At 68.4% G+C, this 19,827-nt stretch carries 17 protein-coding genes; 10 read left to right on the top strand and 7 right to left on the bottom strand.

Features of this window, described 5'->3' with window-relative positions; all coding sequences use genetic code 11:
• Positions 1 to 23: 23 nt before the first annotated feature.
• On the top strand, positions 24 to 440 hold the full coding sequence (locus ACSQ25_RS04645) for a hypothetical protein (protein ID WP_436104542.1): 417 nt from the start codon (positions 24 to 26) through the stop codon (positions 438 to 440).
• On the opposite strand, the gene ACSQ25_RS04640 is transcribed toward ACSQ25_RS04645, so the two are convergent.
• A complete protein-coding gene (locus ACSQ25_RS04640) occupies positions 374 to 823 on the bottom strand; it encodes a DoxX family membrane protein (protein ID WP_436104541.1) in 450 nt (149 codons plus the stop codon). The genes ACSQ25_RS04645 and ACSQ25_RS04640 overlap by 67 nt on opposite strands.
• Before the next feature lie 72 nt (positions 824 to 895).
• Between ACSQ25_RS04640 and ACSQ25_RS04635 the strand changes: the two genes are divergently transcribed.
• From ACSQ25_RS04635 to ACSQ25_RS04610, 6 genes are all read left to right on the top strand, one after another.
• Complete coding sequence (locus ACSQ25_RS04635) at positions 896 to 1,810, top strand: LysR substrate-binding domain-containing protein (protein WP_436104540.1); 915 nt, start codon at positions 896 to 898, stop codon at positions 1,808 to 1,810.
• Between the two features lie 93 nt (positions 1,811 to 1,903).
• A complete protein-coding gene (locus tag ACSQ25_RS04630; protein ID WP_436104539.1) occupies positions 1,904 to 2,314 on the top strand; it encodes a GntR family transcriptional regulator in 411 nt (136 codons plus the stop codon).
• 8 nt (positions 2,315 to 2,322) lie between these two features.
• Complete coding sequence (locus ACSQ25_RS04625; protein WP_436104538.1) at positions 2,323 to 3,240, top strand: ABC transporter ATP-binding protein; 918 nt, start codon at positions 2,323 to 2,325, stop codon at positions 3,238 to 3,240.
• Positions 3,241 to 3,252: 12 nt separating this feature from the next.
• A complete protein-coding gene (locus ACSQ25_RS04620; protein WP_436104537.1) occupies positions 3,253 to 5,088 on the top strand; it encodes a hypothetical protein in 1,836 nt (611 codons plus the stop codon).
• Positions 5,089 to 5,099: 11 nt separating this feature from the next.
• The gene (locus tag ACSQ25_RS04615) at positions 5,100 to 7,133 is read left to right on the top strand and encodes a S9 family peptidase (RefSeq protein WP_436104536.1); all 2,034 of its coding nucleotides are present in this window, start codon (positions 5,100 to 5,102) and stop codon (positions 7,131 to 7,133) included.
• 70 nt (positions 7,134 to 7,203) lie between these two features.
• Positions 7,204 to 7,674: a hypothetical protein gene (locus ACSQ25_RS04610; protein ID WP_436104535.1), complete on the top strand. Its 471-nt coding sequence runs from the start codon at positions 7,204 to 7,206 to the stop codon at positions 7,672 to 7,674.
• Here the strand turns inward: ACSQ25_RS04610 and ACSQ25_RS04605 are convergent.
• Genes ACSQ25_RS04605 through ACSQ25_RS04595 form a run of 3 tightly spaced genes read right to left on the bottom strand, consistent with a single transcriptional unit; the run spans position 7,658 to position 11,907 of the window.
• Positions 7,658 to 8,383 carry a 2'-5' RNA ligase family protein gene (locus tag ACSQ25_RS04605; protein ID WP_436104534.1) on the bottom strand — a complete coding sequence of 242 codons (726 nt, stop codon included), beginning with the start codon at positions 8,381 to 8,383 and terminating at the stop codon, positions 7,658 to 7,660. The genes ACSQ25_RS04610 and ACSQ25_RS04605 overlap by 17 nt on opposite strands.
• Before the next feature lie 9 nt (positions 8,384 to 8,392).
• Positions 8,393 to 10,255, bottom strand: a complete 1,863-nt coding sequence (locus ACSQ25_RS04600) for a glucokinase (RefSeq protein WP_436104533.1) — start codon at positions 10,253 to 10,255, stop codon at positions 8,393 to 8,395.
• The gene (locus ACSQ25_RS04595) at positions 10,255 to 11,907 is read right to left on the bottom strand and encodes an alpha-amylase family glycosyl hydrolase (RefSeq protein WP_436104532.1); all 1,653 of its coding nucleotides are present in this window, start codon (positions 11,905 to 11,907) and stop codon (positions 10,255 to 10,257) included. The genes ACSQ25_RS04600 and ACSQ25_RS04595 overlap by 1 nt, the downstream gene beginning before the upstream one ends.
• Positions 11,908 to 12,167: 260 nt before the next feature.
• On the opposite strand from ACSQ25_RS04595, the gene ACSQ25_RS04590 reads away from it, so the two are divergent.
• Complete coding sequence (locus ACSQ25_RS04590; RefSeq protein WP_436104531.1) at positions 12,168 to 13,745, top strand: POT-type proton-dependent oligopeptide transporter; 1,578 nt, start codon at positions 12,168 to 12,170, stop codon at positions 13,743 to 13,745.
• A 55-nt stretch (positions 13,746 to 13,800) separates the two neighbouring features.
• Positions 13,801 to 16,512, top strand: coding sequence for an alpha-1,6-glucosidase domain-containing protein (locus ACSQ25_RS04585; protein ID WP_436104530.1), 2,712 nt, complete (start codon positions 13,801 to 13,803; stop codon positions 16,510 to 16,512).
• A gap of 4 nt (positions 16,513 to 16,516) precedes the next feature.
• On the opposite strand, the gene ACSQ25_RS04580 is transcribed toward ACSQ25_RS04585, so the two are convergent.
• Positions 16,517 to 16,831: a hypothetical protein gene (locus ACSQ25_RS04580; protein WP_436104529.1), complete on the bottom strand. Its 315-nt coding sequence runs from the start codon at positions 16,829 to 16,831 to the stop codon at positions 16,517 to 16,519.
• Positions 16,832 to 16,906: 75 nt separating this feature from the next.
• Entirely contained in the window at positions 16,907 to 18,343 is a 1,437-nt protein-coding gene (locus ACSQ25_RS04575) for a TonB C-terminal domain-containing protein (protein WP_436104528.1), read from the bottom strand.
• 135 nt (positions 18,344 to 18,478) lie between these two features.
• Between ACSQ25_RS04575 and ACSQ25_RS04570 the strand changes: the two genes are divergently transcribed.
• Positions 18,479 to 19,216, top strand: coding sequence for a hypothetical protein (locus ACSQ25_RS04570; RefSeq protein WP_436104527.1), 738 nt, complete (start codon positions 18,479 to 18,481; stop codon positions 19,214 to 19,216).
• A gap of 161 nt (positions 19,217 to 19,377) precedes the next feature.
• Here the strand turns inward: ACSQ25_RS04570 and ACSQ25_RS04565 are convergent, their stop codons facing one another.
• Positions 19,378 to 19,812 carry a hypothetical protein gene (locus ACSQ25_RS04565; protein WP_436104526.1) on the bottom strand — a complete coding sequence of 145 codons (435 nt, stop codon included), beginning with the start codon at positions 19,810 to 19,812 and terminating at the stop codon, positions 19,378 to 19,380.
• Positions 19,813 to 19,827 lie beyond the last annotated feature (15 nt).

Below are 19,827 nucleotides of genomic sequence, written 5' to 3'. Positions count from 1 at the left end.
GCTTTTTTCTTTTGGAGGCAAGCATGGCGACCGTGAATGCGGACGAACTCGAGAACGCGATGATCCTGGCCGACCCGCCGCGCGCCGGCAGGGCCTGGGTCTGCCGCGCCAGCGGCGAGGTGCTGGTCAAGGCCGACATGGTGGGCAGCCACACGCCCCTGCCGGACGACATCCACGAAGAAGAAACGTACATCCCGGTGCCCGGGTGCAGCCGCCTCGGCCTGGGCCAGGCCGTCGTGCTCGATTTCGTGCGGCAGCAGCTGCCCGGCGAGGAAGAGAACGTGGGAACCATGCTGCGCGGCGCGGGCGGCTTCGAACGCTTCGCGAAGCTGGCGCAGGAGCGCGGCCTGCTCGCAGCCTGGCACGCCTTCCGTCAGGAGCGCACGCTTGCCGCGCTGCGCGCATGGTGCGAAGCGCAGGGCCTGGAACTGGGTTCCTGAAGCAGCGCGGCGGCGCCGTCCCCGGCCCTCAGGTGGAGCAGCGTCGCCATCATCAGGAAGGACGGATACAGCCAGCCGCCGCCGGGAATCATCGTCGTCCAGCCATTGCCCGTGTGCGCGACCAGGGCGCCGGCCAGCAGGGGCAGCAATGCCAGCGAGGCCACGCGCCCGTGGATGCCGAGGATGATCAGGACGCCGCCCGCCAGCTCCAGCAGCGCCACCGGCCACGCAATCGGCGTGGGCATGCCTTGCGCATTGAGGAAGGCGGCAAGAGCGGGCATACTGAAGGCCGCCAGTTTCAGGAAGGCGTGGGACAGCCAGGCGGCGCCGAGCGCGAGGCGCAGCAGCAATGTGGCGTAGGGAGCGATGCTGTAGCGGTTCATGATCTGCCTTTGCGAAGTGGTTGGAGGTGCGTTCACTCTAGCCATGCAGGGCCCCCATTAAAATAAGCAGCCATGAAAGCACCCCCTGCAAAAATGCAAGCGAAGCTGGGACTGCCCGACCTGGAAATCATCCTGGCCCTACACCGCGGCCGCACCCTGGCACGGGCTGCCGAACGGCTGCAGGTGGATGCCTCCACGGTGTTTCGCGCGATCCGGCGCATCGAAAAGGACATCGGCGAACTGCTGTTCGACCGCGGGCGCCATGGGTATGCCGCTACCACGCTCGGGCGCGCCCTCGCCGCGCATGCGGAGCGCATCGAACAACAGCTCGAGGAAGCGCGCGAGACCGCCTTCAACCAGGACGCCGAGCCTTCCGGCCTGCTGCGCATCACGCTCACCGAGACCCTGTTCCACACCGTGCTGCTGCCGGTGCTGCCGCGCTTCAGCGCCGCCTATCCGCGCATCGCGCTCGAACTGGTAACCTCGAATGCGCTTGCCAACCTGGGGCAGCGCGAGGCCGATATCGCCATCCGGGTCACCAATGCGCCGCCCGAGCATTTAGTGGGCATCCGCCTCGGCACCATGCGCTCGGCGCTGTGGGCCGGCAGGGATTTCCTGGCCGCGCAGCCGGCGGACCGCCAGGTCGCGGAGATGGACTGGATCGCCCTGGACGACAGCCTGGCGGAGCATCCCTCGCAGCTGTGGCGCCGCACTGCCCTGCCGGCGGTGACGCCACGCTACAAGGTCGGCAACCTGCTGGCGGTCGCGGGCGCCGTGGTGAACGGCCTGGGCGTCGGCGTGGTGCCGCTGGCGGTCATGCGCGGGCATCCGCATGCGGAGATGATCGGCGCTCCACTGCCCGAGCTGGACATCGGCCTGTGGGTACTGGCCCATCCCGATACCCGCTACCTCGGGCGGATGAAGGCCATGTTCGATTTCCTGCGCACGTCCATCGTCTTACCCGAGGCCGGCACGCGCCTGTCCTGACGGGCACCACCTGCCCCTCCCATGCATTGCGCATTGACGAGGTCTTGACGCGATGTTACTGTACTAACCGTACTAGTACAGCATGGAGATCACATGAGTCGCCGAACACCCTTGATGCTCAACATCGCCACCGGCGACACCCGCCCGATCAACCGCCAGATCGTCGACGGCGTGCGCCGCCTGATCGCCAGCGGCGAGCTGCCGGTGGGCGCCGCCCTGCCCAGCGTGCGCGGCCTGGCCCAGCAGCTGTCGATCAATCCCAACACCGTGGCCAAGGCCTATGGCGAACTGGCCGCCGAGGGCTGGGTGGAGTCGCGCGCGGGCCTCGGCCTGTTCGTACTGCCGCCGCGCCAGCTGCTGTCGGACGCCGAGCGCGAACGGCGCCTGGGCGAGGCGGTCGACCGCTTCACCGGCGACGTCATCGGCCTGGGTTATTCCAGCGACGAAGTGCTGGACCGTGTTGCCGGCGAGCTGGCCGCCTGCCTGCCGCGCAAGCGCGCATAAGGACCACCATGAACGACTTCGTCATCTCGACCGACCAGCTGTGCCTGTCCTACAAGGGCAAGCAAGCCCTCGACCACCTGAGTCTGCAGCTGCCGCGCGGCGGCGTGCATGCCATCGTCGGCGCCAACGGCGCCGGCAAATCCACGCTGTTCCGCGTGCTGCTCGGCTTCGCCTGCGCCGACAGCGGCTCCGCCTCCGTGCTGGGCTGCGACAGCCGCCTACTAACCCCGCAGCTGCGCTCGCGCATCGGCTTCGTCAATGAAGAGCACACCCTGCCGGGCTGGATGCGGGTCGAGGAGCTGGCCAACATGCAGCGCCGCCTCTACCCGCTATGGAACGACGCGCGCTACCGCCAGGTGCTGGCCAACTTCAACGTCGGCGACCGCCAGCGGGTCGCCGAACTGTCGCGGGGCGAGCGCGCCGGCGTCAGCCTGGCCCTCGCGCTGGCGCAGGGGCCGGAACTGCTGATCCTCGACGAACCCACGCTCGGCCTGGACGTGGTGGCCAAGCGCGCCTTCCTCGACGCCCTGCTGCAGACCAGCCTGGACGACGGCGCCACCATCGTCTACTGCTCGCACCAGATGGAAGAGATCGAGCGCGTCGCCGACAACCTCGTGATCCTCGAGCGCGGCCTGCTGCGCCACATGTCGCCGCCCGGCGATTTCTGCGAGCGGGTCAGCTTGTGGATCGCCGACTTCCCCTTCCGCCAACCCGAAGCTGCCCACCTCCCGGGCGTGCTCGAGATGCGCGTGATCGACGGCCTGACCCACCTGGTGGTGTTCGACGGCGGCATCGATTTCGGCCACCGCCTGCGCCTGATGGGTGCACGCACCGCACAGCAGATGCCGGTCAGTCTCGACCGCGCCGTCAACGGTTTCCTGGCGCGCGGCCATGCCGGCGTCCCCACGCTTTCCGCCGCAGCCTGAAAGACCCGACAGATGAAAGAACTTTTCCTCAGCGAGTGCCGGCGTTTCCGCACCCTCGCCCTGGTCGCCGCCGCCGTGCACCTGGTGCTCCTGCAACTGGCGTCACGCCTCATCGAACCGCTGCAGCAGCGCTGGCAGCCCCAGGCCCTGTTCCTGGTGATCAGCGCCGTCGCCGGACTGGCCTTCGCCGCCGTCCAGTTCAACAGCGTCCGCCAGCCCAGCCGCTGGCTGTGGCTGATGCACCGTCCGCTGCCGCGCGGCCGCATCTTCGGCGCGCTGTCGCTGGCGTCAACGGCGCTGCTGGTCTTCGTCATCGGCCTGCCGGCCCTGCTGGCCGTGGCCGGCAACGACCACTTCACCGGGCGCACCGTCGACACCCGTCACTACCTGATTCCGCTGCACCTGCTGCTGGCCAGCCTCACCGCCTGGCTGGGCGGCACCTACCTGATGCTGTGCGGCCGGCGCAGCGCCTTCGTGGTGCTGTTCGTGCCCGTGCTGCTGGTCTGCCACCTGGCGTCCGGCGCCGCGCTGCTGGCGCCGGCGCTGGCCGGCCTGGCGATGATGGCGGCGCTGGCCTACACCGCCTTCAAGCCGGACCGCGTGGCAGCTCCCGCCACGTCGGGCGGACAGCTCGCGGCCGGCATCCCCTTGGTGCTGGGCTTCTACTGCCTGCTGCTGTGGGGCGGCTCGATCGGCTTCCAGTTCGGCCAGATGCTGGTCGGCACGAGTCCGCTCAACGGCATGGTGCCGCCCGCCGGCGGCTACGTCGAACTGGTGCGCACGCACGGCAGCAACAACCTGCAGCGCGCGCTCGCGGCGTCGAACGACCCGCGCGCCGCGCACTGGCGCCGCCAGCTGGCGCTGCTCGAGGTCGGCAAGGTCCAGCCCGAGGGCCGCGCGCATCCGGTGCGCGGCGCCATCGCCAACCTCGAGCCCACGCAATGGAGCAATGGACCTCGCAACATCATATGGACCTTCAAGCACGACCGCATGCTGTACGAGGGACGCGACATGCATACCGATGCGCCGCGCGGCTGGTTCGGGCTGGGCGGGATGAAGGACTTGCGCAGCTTCGACTCGGTGCCGGTCATGGTGGGGAAATTCTTCATGACCCGGCAGCGGCTGCTGCAGCTCGATGCGGACGGCGGCCGCGCGCTCACTATCGTCCAGGTGCGCGCACCCGAGACCCTGAGCGGCGGCGTGCAGGAAGTCGGCCGCCAACCCTTCGTGCTGAGCAACCAACGCCTGATCGCCTACCGCCGCCCTGGCGATCCGCAAGCGCCGCTGGAAGAGCTCTACAGCGTTCCGCTACCCGGTCCCTTCGGCGACCTGGCCCGGGTCGACGTCGCACGCCTGCTCGACGGCACCCTGCTGTCCTTCAATTTCGGCCGGCGCATGGTCGACGGCGAGGCCGGCTCGCGCCAGCAGCTCGTGTTCGTCGACGCCGCGGGGCGTGCGCAGACGGTCGCCTCGCGTGCCGTCGGCCACGATTTCCCGCTGCTGTTCGAACACAAGGACTGGTGGCTGTCGCCGCTGTCTCACGCCGTGCTCGACCTGCCCGAACGCCTGCTCGACAAGGGCCTGATCGGGGACGCGCCGGGCGCGCCGGCCCAGGTGCGCCCGCAGGGTGTCGTCGCGGCGGCGCTCATTGCAGCCTTGCTGTCCGCCACCTTGGCTGCGTGGCGCCTGCGCCGGCATCCGCTGCGCCACCGCCTGGCCTGGAGCGCGGCCGCACTGGTGCTGGGACCGCCCGCCGTCGCCACCCTGTGGGTGCTGGCGCCGCGCGTCATTCCCGCCGCCTCCACCAAAGCCGTACACGCCGTGCAAGCCATGCCGGCTGCCGCCTGAAAGGACCGATCATGCGATACCCTGACTGCGCCGCACTGGCGCGGGCCGGCGCACGCCTGTGCCTCGGCGCCCTGCTGGCCATCTCCTCCGCTCAGGCCGCGCCCCTGTCCGCCGAGCTGGCGCGCAATGCCGCACTGCCGCGCGCGCCGCTGCTGAATCCCGAGCTGTTCGAGCGCCCGGCGCGCCTGCGCGAGGTGCGCCTCGCGCCCGACGGCGCCCACCTGGCCTGGGTCGAGGAAGTGGACGGCAAGGCCGAGCTCCACGTCACGCCGCTGGCCGGCGGACCGGCCCGGCCCCTGGCCACGCTCGACCCGCAGGACCGGGTGCATTGGTCGCGCGACGGCGCCGTGCTGTTCGTCGCCCAGCAGGACGCGGTGGCGGCGATCGGCGTGCGCGACGGCGCCGGCGGCCGCATCGCCATGCTCGACAAGGAAGGACAGCAGCGCTTCGCCGGCGTCGACCCCAGCATGCCGCGCCATGCCCTCCTCGAGGAGAACGACACGGCCAGGGGCAGCACGCGCCTGGTGCGCATCGGCGCCGACGGCGCCCGCAGCATCCTGTACGAAGGACCGGGCAGCGTCGCCGCCCCCCTGTTCAAGCCGGACGGCACGCCCGCCATCCTGCGCCGCCAGGACCGCGATTTCACGCAGCGGATCCTGCAGCGGCGCGGCAAGGACTGGATCGAAGCCGCGCGCTGCCGGCCGCTGCGCACCTGCGTCCCGCTGGCGCTGTCGGCGGACGGCAGCCGGCTGTTCCTGCGCACCCTGCACGCCGATGACCGCGAAGCGCTGGTCGAGGTGCCGCTCACCAAGGGAGCGGGCCGCGTGGTCCATACCGATCCGGACAAGCTGGCGGACCTGGTCGGCGTGACGCTGAACCCGATGGACGGGCAGCCGATGCTGGCCGCCTACCAGTTGCCGGCGCCGCGCCTGTACGGAATCGACGCCGCTGGCCGGCGCATCGCTGCCGCCATCGCGCGCCGCTTCCCGGAAGGCGGCGTGGTCGTCGAATCCTGCGCCCCTAGCGCCTGCCTGCTGGCCGAGCGCGGCGCGCGCATGGCGCAGGCGCGCTTCTGGCTCCTCGACCTGAAGGGGGATAGCTTCCGTCCCGTGCTCGACGATGTGCGGGCCCGCGCCGCCTTCCCGCCCGAGCGCCACCTGGCGCAGCGCATCGCCCTGCGCTACCCGGCCTCGGACGGCATGATGGTGCACGGCTACCTGACCCTGCCGCCCGGACTGCCGGCGCGCTCCCTGCCCCTGGTCACCATCGTCCACGGCGGGCCCTGGGGTCACGTGACCGGCGGCTACAGCGGCGGCGCCCAGCTGCTGGCCAACCGCGGCGTCGCGGTCTTCGAACCGAACTTCCGCGGCTCGACCGGCTACGGCGAACGCTATACGCGGGCGCCGGGCGCCGACTACGGCAACGGCCGCGTGCAGGCCGACATCATCGACGGCGTGCGCTGGCTGCTGGCCCAGGGCGTCGGCGATCCACGGCGGCTAGGCATCGCGGGCTCGTCCTTCGGCGGCTATGCCACCCTGCTCGCGCTGAGCCATACGCCGGACATGTTCCGCTTCGGACTGGCGGGCCAGCCGCCCACCGACTTCGCCCGCAACATGCGGGGCCTGGCAGCGGCACCGGCCAAGCCGGGCGAGCGGCCGCTGCGCCGGGTGCTGGCGGAAGTGGGCATCGACCCGGACGATCCGGCGCAGATGCAGCCGATATCGCGCGCCGCCCCCGTGCGCCTGGCCGCGCAGGTGCGCGCACCGCTGCTGGTGATCGCCGGCGGCAAGGACGAACTGGTCGAGGTGGAGGCGGTCGCCGACTACGTCGCGCGCCTGCAGGAACTGGGCAAGCCGGTCAGCCTGCTGGTCGATCCCGACGAAGGCCACAACGCCCGCAACCCGCTGGCGCGCAAGGCGCAGATGCACCTGCTGCTGCGGATGCTGCACCGTTACCTGGGCGCCCCGCCGCCGCCGGCCCCGAGCGCCGAGCTGGCGCGCTACCTCGCGCGCAACTTGCGGGCCGATGCTGCCCTGGGCCGCTGACGCTTGCCACTGAGTGTTGCTGCTCGAACATACAGGGTGTAGACTGCCCGCTCACCCCTGTGAGGCAACCATGTCGATTCGCGCTGCAATCCGTCCTTCCCTGTCCCTGCTGGCCGCTGCCCTGGTCCTGGCCCTGGCGGCCACCGGCTGCAAGCGCGCCGAGCGCGAGGAAGCGAAGCCGGCGCCCGCGGCCGTGACCGTCAAGGAAGCGCCGCTGCGCACCAGGGAGCAGGCCATGACGACCCTGCTCGCCGTGCCGGAACTGAAGGCCTGGTCCGAGCAGATCGAGAAGCGCTCGAAGGGCAAGGCCCACGGTGCGGTGATCGAGGACGATCCGGTGCCGCGCGAGATCAACGGCAAGAAGTACTACCAGCTGAGCTTTGTCGAAAACCGCGCGGCCGACGTCCGCCGCCGCGAAAGCTTCCTCGTCTCCCAGCAGGGGGACGAGATCCTGGTGGAAGAAGCCGAGACCGATACCCTGCTGTCGCTGCAGGAATGGCGCCGCAAAATCCAACGGGTCGAACTCAAGAGCGCGGACTAGGCTCCGGCAGGCGCAATACCTCTACCCGCTCCAGCTGCGCGCTCGACATATACCAGTCGTTGATCACCAGCTCGAGCTGGTCCACCCGCATGCTGCCGAGCGGCGCGTCGCGCAGTTCGGCCAGCAGCGCCGCGAAGCGCGACGGCTGCCGCAAGGGTGCGGCAAAGCGGAACAGGGTCGCATGGGCGGTCACCAGGCGGTAACGCTGGTCGAGCGTGCCGGCCAGGCCGCGCGCCAGCAATTCGCCGCGCAGGCGTTCACGCAAGCCTTCCAGCGCCGGGCCGCGGGGAATACCGCGCGCCAGCACCGCGCCGCGCGACAGCGCGATGCCGTCGAAGTCGATCTCGAAGGCCGCCATGCCGTCCAGCGCCGCATGCACGGCTGCGCGGTACTCCTCCAACCGGGCCAGCTGGGCGGCCGGATCTTCCGTGGCGGTGAACAGGGACAGGACGGTGAGGTGCATGTCGGCCGGGGGATGGCGGTACTGATCCGGTTCGGCGGCGGCCAGCCGGTCGAGCAGCGTATCGAAGCGCGCCGCCAGCGCCGCGCCGGGACGCGCGATGAGGGTCAGGCCGCGGCGCGTATCGGGTCCGGCGGCCAGTCGCTCGTCGCGGTCGACGTCGCCGGCGCCGATCGCGCCATGAGCGCGCTCCCACATGGCGGCGTAATGGGCGTGCAGGTCGGGCGAAGCCGGGCTGTTGCTCGTCATGCCGCCGGCTCAGCTGTCCAGATGCGAGATTAGCAGCCGGCGCTGTTCGATGTCCTGCGCTTCGCCGTGCTGGCCATCCACCGAGATCCCCACCGCAAGGATGTCGATCAGCAGCAGTTGCAGGATGCGCGAGATCATCGACAGGAAGCTGGTGCTGTCTTCCGCATGGTCCACCGCCAGGCAGACCGTGGCCTTGCGCGCCAACGGCGACTGGCTGTTGCTGATGGCGATCACGTCGGCGCCGGCGGCGCGGGCGATGTCCACCGCTTCAAGCAATTCGGCGATGCTGCCCGAATTCGATACCGCGATCACGACGTCGCCCGGCTGCAGCAGTTCGGCCGCGAGGCGGAACAGGTGCGAATCGCCATACAGCGAGGTCGGGATGCGGAAGCGGAAGAACTTGTGCTGCCCGTCCAGCGCCACCGCACGCGAGTTCCCCATCGCGAAGAACTCGACGCGGCGCGCCCGGCTCACCAGTTCGATGGCGCGGTCGAGCGCGCGCACGTCGAGCTGGTCGCGGAAGCGCAGGATCGCCGACACCGTGTTGTCGATCACCTTGGCCGACAGGTCGTGGGTGCTGTCGCTGAAACGCACCTGGCTGTGGCGCACCGGGATCGAGCCGGTCAGGCTGCTCGCGAACTTCAGCTTGAAATCGGCCAGGCCCTGGAAGCCGAGCGAGCGGCAGAAACGGATCACAGTCGGCTGGCTGACGTCGGCCAGGCGCGCGATCTCGGCGATCGGCTCGTTCAGCACCAGGCGCGGCTGCTCCAGCACCAGCGCCGCCACCCGCTGCTCGGCCGGGCTCAGGGTGTGGCGCAGCTGCTGGACCCGCTCCATCAGGGTGTTGGCGCCGCTGCGGCCGCGCAGGTGCTCGGCAAGGATGCTCGCTACCCCGCGCAAGGCCGGGTTGGGCGCGGTGATGACGTAGGTCGGGATGTCGGCCAGGTAGGTCGAAAAGCGGCCCTTGGCCTCGAAGCGCGCGCGGAAGGGCGAGCTCGCGAACCATTCGCCCATGCGCGGCACGATGCCGCCGCCGATGAAGATGCCGCCAAAAGCGCCCAGCGTCACCGCCAGGTTGGCGGCGGCGCCGCCCAGCATGCCGCAGAAGCATTCCAGGGTTTCCAGGCACAGCGGGTCCTGCTGGTCCAGCGCGCAGGCGATGATGTCGGCCGCCTTGCGCGCTGGCGCAGCGACGCCGTTGCGCTCGGCCAGCGCGCGGTGGATGATTTCCATGCCCGGACCGGAGATCAGGCGCTCGTTCGAGACGTGCTGCCATTCCCTCCACGCGGTCTGCAGGATGGCGAATTCGCGCTCGTCGGCCGGAGCGAAGTTGACGTGCCCCCCTTCACTGCCGAGGGTGACGACACCGTCGGCGGTCGGGATCACGCCCGACACGCCCAGGCCCGTGCCCGGCCCCAGCACGCCGACCACGGCGTTCGGCGCCGGCGCGCCCTGCCCCACCTGCATCAGGTCGGCCGGAGCGAAGCCGGGGATGGCCATCGCCAGCGCGGTGAAATCGTTGACGATCAGGAGGGTGCTCAAGCCCAGCTCGCGCCGCACCGCGTCGGTCGAGAACTGCCAGTCGCGGTTGGTCATGCGGACGAAGTCGCCGCTGATCGGGTTGGCCACGGCCAGGGCCGCGTGGTGCAGCCTGATGCCGCTATGGTCTTGCAGGTAGTGGCGCAGCAGCGGGACGATGCCCTCGAAATCCTCGCACTTGAGCACGCGCACGGCGCTGAACACGCCGGGCGCGGTCTGCAGGGCGAAGCGCGCGTGGGTGGCGCCGATGTCGGCCAGCAGGCGCGGTCCGTCGGCGAAGGCGCTGCGGGCGGACTTCTCCGCGAACTTGCCGAGCTCCCCCGCGCTGCCCATTATTGTGCGCCGCCCGGGATGCTGCCGAACCAGGCGCCGTAAGGCGGGAGCGTGAGCTTGCCGGCAACTGCCTGGCCCGGCAGGCCGTGCGCGTCCAGCCCTTGCGCCCTTGCGCTTTCCGGCCAGTCGAAGCTGACCTCCCTATTCGAGAGGTTGAAGGCGGCCAGCACGCCGTCCATGCCGGCGACGTCGCGGCGCAGGGCGAGCACCGGTTCCGGCGCATCGAAGAAGGCGATCTCGCCGCGGGTCAGCTGCGGCATGCTGCGGCGCCAGGCGATGAAGCGGCGCTGGAAGTTCAGCATCGACTCCGGATCGCGGTCCTGCTGCGCGACGCTGGCCGCGCGGTGCGGCTCGGCCACCGGCAGCCACGGGGTGCCGGTGGTGAAGCCGGCATGCGGCGCGTCCGGCGTCCAGGGCATCGGGGTGCGGCAGCCGTCGCGGCCCTTGAACTCGGGCCAGAAGGTGATGCCGTAGGGGTCCTGCAGCAGCTCGTAAGGCACATCCGCCTCGCTCAGGGCCAGCTCGTCGCCCTGGTACAGGCAAGGGGTGCCCTTGAGCGAGAGCTGCATGGCCAGCACCAGCTTGGCCAAGGCCGGGGTCGCGCTTTGTCCTTCCGCGCCGCCCCAGCGGGTGACCACCCGGATGGCGTCGTGGTTGCCGACCGACCAGGAGGCCCAGCCATCCTTCACGCGCTCCTTGAAATCCTCGACCTGCTTGCGGATGTGGGCTGCCGTGAACTGCGGCGTGAGCAGGTTGAAGCTGTAGGCCATGTGCAGCTTGTCGCCGCCCTCGGTGTACTCGGCCATCTGCGCCAGCGCGTCATCGGAGCTAACTTCGCCGATCGAGACCGCGCCGAACTCGTTCAGCTGGGCGCGCACGCGCTGCAGGAAGGCGATGTTCTCCGGCTGGGTCTTGTCGTAGAGGTGGGCCTGCATGCCGTAGGGGTTCACGTCCGTCACGGTCGAGGTGTCGCGCACCAGCGCCGGCGGGTTGCTGCGCAACTGGCGGTCGTGGAAGTGGAACACGCAGGCGTCCATGCGCACGCCGTCCACGCCGCGCTCGAGCCAGAAGCGCTGGGCATCGAGGTGGGCCTGCTGCACTTCCGGGTTGTGGAAGTTCAGCTGCGGCTGGCTGACCAGGAAGTTGTGCATGTAGTACTGCTTGCGGCGGGTATCCCACTGCCAGGCCGAGCCGCCGAACACCGACAGCCAGTTGTTGGGCGGGCAGCCGTCCGGGAGCGGGTCGGCCCATACGTACCAGTCCGATTTCGGGTTGTCGCGGCTCTTGCGGCTTTCGGCGAACCAGGGATGGGTGTCGGCGGTGTGCGACATCACCTGGTCGATCATGATCTTCAGGCCCAGGCTGTGCGCCTTGGCGATCAGCTTGTCGAAGTCGTCCAGGGTGCCGAACAGCGGGTCGACGTCGCAGTAGTCGGCGATGTCGTAGCCGAAGTCCTTCATCGGCGACTTGAAGAAGGGCGACAGCCAGACGATGTCCACGCCCAGGCTCGCGATGTAGTCGAGCTTCTCGGTGATGCCCGCCAGGTCGCCCACGCCATCGCCATTGGTGTCGAGGTAGCTGCGCGGATAGACCTGGTAGATGATGGCTTCTTTCCACCAGTTCGGGTTGTCGGTCGTCGAGATCTGGGTCATGGCTGGTCCGTGAGGATAGGTCAGAATTCTAGGCAATATACAGGATGAGAAAAAACTTTACAATCGGCCAATCATGCGCGTTTTGAAGGCTATTTCCTTTTATTTCAATCACTTAAGCTAAACCGCCGCGTGCCGGCCACAAACAAAAAGTAGCTAAACTACGCGTCATTTGTATCCGTAATGTTTCGCGACGATATTTTTATTGCAAAGTAACTCAGCCTCGGCATAGGATCGCGTCTGTATCGTTTTCCGAGGAAGCCATGACTTCTCCAGCAACCGAAGTGAAGAGCACCGGCCGCATGCCGCGGCAGATCCCCTACATCATCGCCAACGAGGGCTGCGAGCGCTTCAGCTTCTACGGGATGCGCAACATCCTGACGCCCTTCCTGATCTCGACCTTGCTGCTGTTCGTGGCCGAGGCCCATCGCCCCAGCGAAGCCAAGCACGTGTTCCACACCTTCATGATGGGTGTGTATTTCTTCCCCTTGCTGGGCGGCTGGCTGGCCGACCGTTTCTTCGGGAAGTACAACACCATCTTCTGGTTCAGCCTGATCTATTGCGCCGGCCACGCCTGCCTGGCCATTTTCGAGGACAGCGTCAATGGCTTCTATGTTGGCCTGTTCCTGATTGCCTTCGGCTCGGGCGGCATCAAGCCGCTGGTGGCGTCTTTCGTGGGCGACCAGTTCGACAAGACCAACAAGGACAAGGCGAAGGTGGTGTTCGACGCCTTCTACTGGATCATCAACTTCGGCTCCTTCTTCGCATCGGCACTGATGCCGATCTTCCTGCGCGACTACGGCCCCTCGGTCGCCTTCGGCATCCCGGGCATCCTGATGTTCATCGCCACCATGGTCCTGTGGAGCGGCAAGAAGAAATACGTGCACGTGCCGCCGGCGCCGAGCGATCCGCACTCCTTCCTGCGCGTGGTGCGCACCGCCGTGCTGGCAAGGCAGCCCGGCGCGGGCCGTCCGGGGCTGATCGTCGCCGTGATCGGCATGATCGGCGCCCTCTACGCGCTGGCGAACATCCCGGACTGGGGTTTCGTCATCGCCGCCTGTACCGCGCTGGTGTTGCTGCTGGCCTGCATCGGCATCGGCGCGTCGATGCAACTGGACCGCGCCCGCGGCGTCCATCCCGACGCCGCCGTCGATGGCGTGCGCGCCGTGCTGCGCATCCTGATCGTGTTCGCCCTGGTGACCCCGTTCTGGTCGCTGTTCGACCAGAAGGCCTCGACCTGGATCGTGCAGGCCAACGCCATGTCCACCGAAGTGAACCTGCTGGGCTGGACCTTCAACGTCATCCCGGCCCAGATGCAGGCACTGAACCCGCTGCTGGTGATGCTGCTCATCCCCTTCAACAACCTGGTGCTGTTCCCGCTGCTGAACAAGATGGGCCTGGTCCCGACCGCCCTGCGCCGCATGACCGCCGGCATCGCGTTTTCGGCGCTGGCCTGGATCGTGGTCGGCAACCTGCAGGTACAGCTCGATGGCGGCGACACGGTGTCGATCGCATGGCAGATCCTGCCGTATGCGCTGCTGACCCTGGGCGAGGTGCTGGTCTCGGCCACCGGCCTCGAATTCGCCTACAGCCAGGCCCCCGCATCGATGAAGGGCGTGATCATGGCGCTGTGGTACCTGGCGGTCACCGTCGGCAACCTGTGGGTGCTGATCGTGAACGCGGGCGTGAAGAACGAGGCCGTGATCGCCCACATCAAGAACTCCGGCGTGGGCGTGATCGCCTTCCAGATGTATTTCTTCGCCGGCTTCGCGCTGCTGGCCGCCCTTGCCTTCGGCCTGTACGCCAAGCGCTACAAGATGGTCGACCACTACCGCGCCTGATTTTTTCCATGGGCGGGCCGCGGCCCGCCCTGCTTCACCCACTTTCCTCGCCACGATGACCCGACTACATTACGCGGCCCTTGCGGCCGCCGCTTTCGCCTCGTCCGCCCACGCCGCGGTTCCCCTCGAGACCTGCAACGACCCTGCGTTCCAGCAGGTGCTGCATGCCTCCAGCGCCAGCGTCGACGCGCGCGCCGTCTGGCTCGACCGCCGCCTCCTGACCTGGCCCGGCGCCGATGCAGGTGCCGGCTTCCGCCTCTATCATTCTGCCAATGCCTCGATCGTGGCCAGGCCGGGTGCGAAAGTGGAAGGCGCCGATGGCGCGCTGGTCCTTGATGCTTCCGACGCAACACTGCCGGTCCGCTTCAAGTACGTGGCCGCCGGGCCGGTGCTGTCGCTGCGCGCGGCCGACCTGGCGCGCATGAAGGACTTGCACCGCGGCCAGCTGGTGCTGGTGCAGGAAGCCGCGGACGGCACGGTGCGCGCCGCGACCCGCGTCCAGGTGGCGGGCGCGCTGGATGACCTGTACGCCGCCGCCGAAGGCATCTCCGACCTGGGCGTGACGCCGAAGAAGGGCCGCACCGGTTTCCGCCTGTGGGCGCCGACCGCGCGCACGGCCGCTGTCTGCACCTACGACAGCGCCACCGGCAAGGCCCGCGCGGTGCACCAGATGGCCTTCGACGCGCGTACCGGCGCCTGGAACGCGCAGGTGGCACGCGACCTCTCCGGCAGCTACTACCGCTACGCGGTGGACGTGGCGGTCGACGGCATGGGCCTGGTGCGCAACCTGGTGACCGATCCCTACTCGGTCAGCCTCACCACCGACTCGAAGCGCAGCTACGTCGCCGACCTCGGCGCGGCAAACCTGAAGCCGAAGGACTGGGACGCGACGCGCCCGCCGGACACGGTCAAGGCCCAGACCGACATGGTGATCTACGAGCTGCACGTCCGCGATTTCTCGATCAACGATCCGAGCGTGCCGGCCGAAAAACGCGGCAAGTATACGGCTTTCGGCGAAAGCAGTTCGAACGGCATGCGCCACCTGAAGGCCCTGGCCAAGGCGGGCCTGACCGACATCCACCTGCTGCCGGTCTATGACCTCGGCAGCGTGCCGGAAAAGGATTGCGCCGTGCCGCAGCCTGCCGGCACCCCGGACGGCGAGAGCCAGCAGGCCCTCACCCGTAAGACCGCCGAGCTGGATTGCTTCAACTGGGGCTACGATCCCTACCACTACAGCGCACCGGAAGGCAGCTACGCGAGCGATCCTGCGGACGGCGCGCGCCGTATCCTCGAATTCCGCCAGATGGTGATGGACCTGCACCGCGCCGGCCTGCGGGTGGGCACGGACGTGGTCTACAACCACACCTTCATCGCCGGCCAGAACGAGAAGTCGGTGCTGGACCGCGTGGTGCCGGGCTACTACCACCGCCTCAACGCGACCGGCACCATCGAGCGCTCGACCTGCTGCGACAACACGGCCACTGAAAACCGCATGATGGCCAAGCTGATGATCGACTCGGCCGAGCTGTGGACCCGCCACTACAAGATCGATTCCTTCCGCTTCGACCTGATGGGCCACCAGCCGCGCGCGGCGATGGAGCGCCTGCAGCAACGGGTGAACAAGGCCGCCGGCCGCCACGTGCAGCTGATCGGCGAAGGCTGGAACTTCGGCGAGGTGGCCGACGGCGCGCGCTTCGTGCAAGCCTCGCAGCTGTCGCTGAACGGTTCCGGCATCGGCACCTTCAGCGACCGCGCGCGCGACGCGGTGCGCGGCGGCTCGGCCGGCGACTCGGGCGAAGCGATGGTGCGGCGCCAGGGCTACATCAATGGCCTGGTCTATGAGCCAAACGCGCAAGGCGGCGAACACAAGCAGGTCGATCTGCTGCGCGCTGCCGACATGATCCGCGTCGGCCTGGCCGGCTCGGTGCGCCCGTATGCCTTCCAGACCTTCGAAGGCCAGCTGCGCAAGCTGGAAGACATCGCCTACGGCAGCCAGCCGGCCGGCTATGCCAGCCAGCCGGGCGAAGTGGTGAACTACGTCGAGAACCACGACAACCAGACCCTGTTCGACATCAACGTGCTCAAGCTGCCGGTGGACACCACGCCGGCCGAGCGCGCCCGCGTGCAGGTGCTGGGCATGGCGATCAACGCCTTCAGCCAGGGCGTGGCCTACTACCATGCCGGCATCGATACCCTGCGCTCGAAGTCGCTGGACAAGAACAGCTTCAATTCTGGCGACTGGTTCAACCGCATCGACTGGAGCTACCAGGACAACTACTTCGGCACCGGCCTGCCCCAGAGCGACGACAACGGCAAGGACTGGGCCCTGCTCAAGCCATACCTGGCCAGGGCCGCGGCGATCAAGCCCCAGCCATCCGACATCGCCTTCGCGCGCGATGCCTTCCGCGACCTGCTGGCGATCCGCGCCAGCTCGACCCTGTTCCGCCTGCGCTCCAGCGCCGACATCGTCGAGCGCCTGCGCTTCTTCAACACGGGACCGCAGCAGCAGGCCACCGTGCTGGCGGCCTGGATCGATGGCAAGGGCTATCCGGGCGCGAAGTTCGCCGGCATCAGCTACCTGGTGAACGTGGACAAGGTGGCGCACACGGTGAGCGATGCGGCGCTGCGCGGCAAGCGCCTGAAGCTGCATCCGGTGCATGCGGCGGCGGGTGCGGCCGACAAGCGCGCGGCGCAGGCGCGCTTCGACAGCGCGAGCGGCAGCTTCACGGTGCCGCCGCGCACTGCCGTGGTCTTCGTCGCACAGTAGAGCGTCAGCCCGTCGGCCCAGCCAGGCGGGCGATCTCCACCGAGCCCTTCTCGTCGAAGATCGGGCATTCCTCGGCCACGCTGACCGCCTCGTTGAAGTCGGCGGCGGTGATGACGCAGTAACCCGAGAGCGAGGTGCTGTTGAGTTTCGGGCCGCGCAGGCGGCTCGGCACCTCGACGCTGCTGTGCGACAGTCCGCCGCGGTCCACCAGCGTGGCGCCGAGCATCTCGAACCACTCGGCCCAGCGCTGCGGGTCATGCTGCGGCCCTTCCGACTCGTCGACGGTCGATCCGCGGTAAACGATCAGGTATCGTTCCATGCCGGCTCCTCTGGTGTCATGTCCGGCAAACCTTATCAGAAGCCCGGCAGCGCCGACGCACAACAGGCCGTCCCCTCACTCCAGCCGGACGGCCATGTCGAAGACCCAGGTGCGGCGGATTTCGATGACGTCGTACTGGCGCGCCAGGGCCGGCGGGAAGGCACCGTAGGGCGCCTGGCTGGCGATGATCTTGCGCACCGCCTCGTCGAGCGCGGCCACGCCGCTGGAACTCACGAAGCTCACCTTTTCCACGCTGCCGTCGGCGCGCACCGCCACCGTGACCACCGGACGGACGTGCGGCTGCCTGACCAGCTCGCGCACCATGTCGAAGCTCATGTTCAGCTCGATCTTGCGGCCCATGGCTTGCGCGTACTGGACGAGTTCGGCGTTGGGGTCGGCGCGTCCGAACATCCATCCGCGGCGCAGGCCGCTGACAGTGCGCTGGGCCGCCTCCTGGTCGAGCTGCCGGCCGATCGCGCGCAGGCGCTCCTCGCGCTTGGCCTCCTGCTCGGCCTTCTCCAGGCCGGCCTGGTCTTTCCTGGCCTGCTCCTGCCTTGCCTGTTCCTGGCGGGCCTGCTCCTGTTTCGCGAGCTCCTGCCTTGCCTGTTCCTGCTTCGCCTGCTCCTGCCTTGCCTGTTCCTGCCTTGCCTGCTCCTGCCTTGCCTGCTCCTGCCTTGCCTGCTCCTGCCTTGCCTGCTCCTGCCTTGCCTGCTCCTGCCTTGCCTGTTCCTGCTTCGCTTGCTCCTGCTTCGCCAGCTCCTGCCTTGCCTGCTCCTGCTTCGCCAGCTCCTGCTTCGCCAGCTCCTGCTTCGCCAGTTCCTGCCTTGCCAGCTCCTGCTTCGCTTGTTCCTGCCGCGCCGCCTCGCGTTGCGCCAGTTTGAGCTGCTCCTGGCGCAGCATCTCCTGGCGTTCGGCTTCGACTTGCGCCTGCGTCGCCTGCTCCTTGCGTGCCGCGTCCAGCCTTTCCTGCTCCTGCCTTGCCGCATCCAGGCGTCCGGCTTCCATCCTCGCAGCCTCGTCCCTTGCGGCCTGCGCGACGCGGAACGCCTCCTGCCGCAATTCTTCCTGGCGCGCCGCTTCCCGCTGCGCGAGCGCGATCAGTTCCGCCTGGCGCTGCTGCGCATCCTGCGTCTCGCGCGCGAGCGTGGCCTGCGCCGGCACGGGTTTGCTGTCTTCCTGCCCGATCTCCACATCTGGCTTGATGCTTTCAGCTGCGAGCGGCTCCGGCACCGGACGGGGAAGCGGCGCCGGACGGACCGCGATGCCAGGTTCGACCAGCGGAGCCGGCTGCTCGGCGGGCACAGGTGCCGGCGCAGGCGCTGCGGCTTCGAGCACGACATGCAAGTCATGTGCGGCGAGACGCCGTTCTTCCCAGGGAAAGCGCAAGCCGGGGAGTCCAAACGCATCGCCGCCGAGGCTCAGGCTCAGGAGCAGTGCATGCGCCAGCAGGGAGCCCAGCACCGCGATGCGCAGGCGCCATGGAAAACGAGGCTGGTAGAGGAGCGTGCTCAAGAGAAAATGGCGGATGCCGATGAGACAAGGAATTCGTCGATGCTAGCACAACAACATCAGCGGCTGAGCGATTGAACTTGCAAAGAGAGAATTGGTGGATATGCAGCGCAGGCCATTCGCTATACTGCCGGGAACATGGCCAGCATCCCCCTTCCCTCCGCCGCCCCGCACGCAGGTCTCGCAGCCGACCGCCGCCTGGCCGGCATCCTCGCCACGGTCCTCGTCCATGCGGCACTGGTCATGGTCTGGCAGCTGACCCGCACGCAGCCGCCGGCGCAGCAGGAAGAAGCAGCGCTCATGCAATGGGTCGACTTGCCGCCCCTGGTGGCGGCCACCGTCCCGGTGCCCGTACCGAAGGCCGTGGAGACACCCCGGCCCGGCCGTCCCGCACGTGCCGCCCAGGTGCCCACCGCGCCCGCCGCGCCGGAAACGGCGGCTGCCATCGTCGAGGAAGCCGCGCCGGAGCCCGCAGCAGCGGAAACGCCGGCCCGGCCCAGCGCCGCCGCCATCCTTGAAAATGCCCGGCGCAGCGTCGGCAGCATCGACCGCGCCTTGCGCAAGGAAAGCAAGCCGCTCATCGTGGCGCCGCCGGACAGTCCGCAGCTGCGCATGCGTCATGGTATGGAGCAGGCCCACGCCCTGGCAGCGCCGCGCCTGTTCGAGGCCCCGAAGGTCGAGGAACTGGTGAACAACACCGGCGACGGCGCACGCCGCACGCGCGTCATCACCGGCAACCGTACCTATTGCATCACCGAGCGCTCGCCCGCCACCAACGTCGAGATGATCGAAATGCACGGCAAGATCAGGCTGACCAACTGCCCTGCGCCCGAGACGCCCGCCAAGCGGCAGGAATGGCGCACGGCGCGCGACTAAGAACCTATCTCAGTAGGGAGGAGGAAGCTGGCGGCGATGCATGGGAAGCGCGGGCAAGGCGCGAGGAGGCCGCATGGCTAGCCATGCAACGACGAGCAACGCCGCCCGCGCTTGCCAGGCGCGCCGAAAGCGACTCATTCCCTACTGGGATAGGTTCTAAGTTACCTGGCGGAGCGGATGCCGATGATGACGCTGGCTTCGCCCGTCTTGTTGATCCTCAGCTGACGCGGTCCTTCGGCCAGGACTCGCGCCGAGACCTCTTCCGGAACCAGTTCGTCGCGCAACAGGGCCAGCGCCCATTTGCTGCCGCATTTTCTTTCGAGCTTCAGGGCCGCCTCCACGATCGCATCATGGACGCGGTTCTTCCTTCTGCAAGCAAAGGCTGGCACAGACACGAGGGGCGGTGGCGAAGCAGGTCGCGCGCCATTCGGTGTGCGCTTCTGCTCCGTGAACAAAACTCTCTGAACAATATCGCGTGGGATATGTTCGCGCTCAAGATAGGCCCGCGCTTCATCCAGGCCGAGCATTTCTTTGTAAATCAGGGCGACATCGATGTGCTGCGAGATCAGTTTTTCTTGACGAACATCGTTACTCATAAGAATCCCAAAGCA

Source organism: Massilia sp. LjRoot122, assembly GCF_964252725.1.
In the GTDB taxonomy this organism is placed as follows: Bacteria; Pseudomonadota; Gammaproteobacteria; order Burkholderiales; family Burkholderiaceae_D; genus Telluria.
The sequence above is the reverse complement of the archived record's forward strand: the minus strand, read 5'-3'. Positions and strand labels throughout refer to the sequence as shown.